The sequence below is a fragment of the Microcoleus sp. B4-C1 genome, from assembly GCF_036705285.1.
Lineage (GTDB): Bacteria > Cyanobacteriota > Cyanobacteriia > Cyanobacteriales > Microcoleaceae > Microcoleus.
Genome location: NZ_JAUBUC010000194.1, coordinates 1 through 2,474 on the forward strand (window position 1 = coordinate 1; position 2,474 = coordinate 2,474).

Annotated in this window: 1 protein-coding gene; it reads right to left on the bottom strand. The window is 52.7% G+C overall.

Going from position 1 to position 2,474, the window contains the following annotated elements; genetic code table 11:
- Window positions 1–190: 190 nt before the first annotated feature.
- On the bottom strand, window positions 191–1,828 hold the full coding sequence (locus QUB26_RS31570) for an MBL fold metallo-hydrolase (protein WP_333241069.1): 1,638 nt from the start codon (window positions 1,826–1,828) through the stop codon (window positions 191–193).
- Window positions 1,829–2,474 lie beyond the last annotated feature (646 nt).

A 2,474-nucleotide genomic window follows, 5' to 3' on the forward strand; every position in this document is an offset into this window, starting at 1 on the left:
CCCAACGGGGTACTTCGCGCAGCGCTCAGATTAATCCCCTTTAAATATACCGAGGGACTTCCCGGCTGGTAGTTAAAAATTCAATACGCGACAGCTTACCCCTGCTTAAACCGGGTTTTTTGTCTGGGTGCGTCCAGGACTGTTCTTTTGTTTTCTTTGCCTGCGGGCTGGTTTCGAGGTACCCGACAGCTTATTGGCCGTCTGTTTCCCCATCTTCTAGGAAAAGTTCGGACTCCGGTATCGCTTTAAACACGGGACAGAAACCGTCGGGGGTTACTTTAAAGCCAAACAAAGCACTGGACTGGTTCCAACAGCGCTGGCTGCGGTAGTGCTGGCAATTGCCGCAGCATTCGAGGTTTGCCTGAACGGCGCTGCCTTGAAAAAGGAGTTCCCGCTGGGAGATGCCCCGCAGTACCAGTTCTTCGCCTTGCCAGCGCGCTTCTACCAAACCGGTATCGGCAAAATTGGCCCACCGAGGATCGGCTGTAATCGGACTCGGCAAGCTAATTGCTACCTCTGTCCCTAATTCGCTGAGTTCTCCCTCATAGTTAGTTTCTGGGATAGCGGGCTGCAAAAACATTTCCCCGATCGGCAATTCGACCAGTGTTCCGGCCGCCGGAGTGTGCAACTGGTAGCGGTTTCGCAGCTCGTCCAAGTTAGCCAAGTCAGCTAAATATGCCGGGGAACCGTGGACTAAAATTACGTGCTGGGGACGCAAATTGTGGATGAGTTGGGTAGTCCCCGGCCCGTCGCAGTGTTCGGCTAGCAGATAAGTTTCGACAGTTGTGACTCCAAATTGGGGCCTGTTGCCCAGCCAGTCGGTGACGGGATATCCTGGTTTTTGAGGGGCGAGCAAAATCCAAGGATTTGTGCCATCGGCAACATACAAAGCCAAATCAGCTAACTTGTCTGTAATCACAATACAGGGCGTGGCTCCCAATCCGGGGCGCTGTTCGGGAGACAGCCGGCGGACGCGGGGCTTCACCCTTTCGTCCCAAAACAAAGGTTGGTGCAGAGCAAAATTTTGGACGGCGGTGGGAAATTGGGGTAACAGTTCTAGATAAGCGTCGCACCCGTCGGCGACAGTGCCGTCTACCCAAATATCCAAGTCGCGGCCAGTAAAGTAGTGGTGACTGCGGAGCAGCATCAGCATTTCTTGGCCCAAACCAAGGGCCGGCGCGGGCAGCAGTACGGAGTACCCGTCGGCGATGGCGCGGTGGATGCGATCGGCTAACTGATTTTCCAGTTGTCGGCGGTGAGGGTGGCGGGCCGTGCCGTAACTGCCTTCCAAAATTAACACATCCGGCTTCATGCCCCTGAGTTCTCCCAGGGGCAAACCTTCCACCAAACGAGAATTGGACAGGAAAAAGTCGCCGGTGTAAACCACTGTGTAGGTGCGGTGCGGGGCTGCATAAGTCAGCAGCACAGTCGCAGCTCCGGGCAAATGACCCGACGGGAACAACTGCACGCTCAGTCCTGGGCGCACTTCGAGCGGCGACTGCCAGGGCAGTCCCTGACAGAACCGGGACTCTGGCTGCTGAGCCAGTTGTGGCCAGTTGAGCGGTAGCAGTCGCGCTGTCACTTCGCTGGCGTAAATTGGCAAGTGGGGGAAAGATTGATGGAGTGCTAGCAAACCTCTGGCATGATCAGAGTGGGCGTGGGTACACACCACAAAATCGGCTGGCAGCGATCGATTTAGTGTCGCTGATAGCGGTGCAATATCCTCTATACCGCAGTCGAGTAAAATGCGGTGCGGCCCCATTCGGACTAGCAGACAGACCCCTTCCTGTGCGTGGCCTGCGCCGTAAGGTAAACAATCGAGATCCATCACTGCGGTTAGCTCCCTGCTTTGCACGCAACTTGCAGTATCGCCACTTTTAAACATTGGTTGCGACTGCATTCATTCGATCGAGTTCAGTCTCGGACGCTGAAACCGGGGAAAGATGAACGAAAACACTTTGTTGCCGCCCTCGCTCCCGGTAAAAAAACCAGGTTTATCAAAGTTCTGGTGCGTAAGCCTTGGAGCTAAATGTTGGCTCGAAGGCTCCGGCTCTCGTGCAAGGAAAGTAATTGCACTTAAGATGTGATGCCGCGCCAAGAAGGCGATTTTCCGAAGGCATTGGCCGGATGGGCCTTGGGCCTTCGACAAAGTTCAGGCTACTGGTTCTTGCATCAAAAGTTACATTTTATTGCACCATGTAAGAGTAGCGAGATCGATCTCATATTCTGAGTTTTAAACCTTTTTCCACAATTTGCGCCTGCTAAAAGCTAGTCTTTTTTATGAGAAGATTTTAATTCAGATGCCCAAACATCTTGATAAAACTTTACAATTCTTCATTTTTAGGGTTTTGAGGGCGGTTTATAGTCCAATCTGAAAAAGGAAGAACCCCCATCGTGCTAACTAAGGATCGCGAATTAAATAACTTACAATTTTAATTGTTATTGTGGGATGGGCGTCCCGCCCGTCCTTTTTG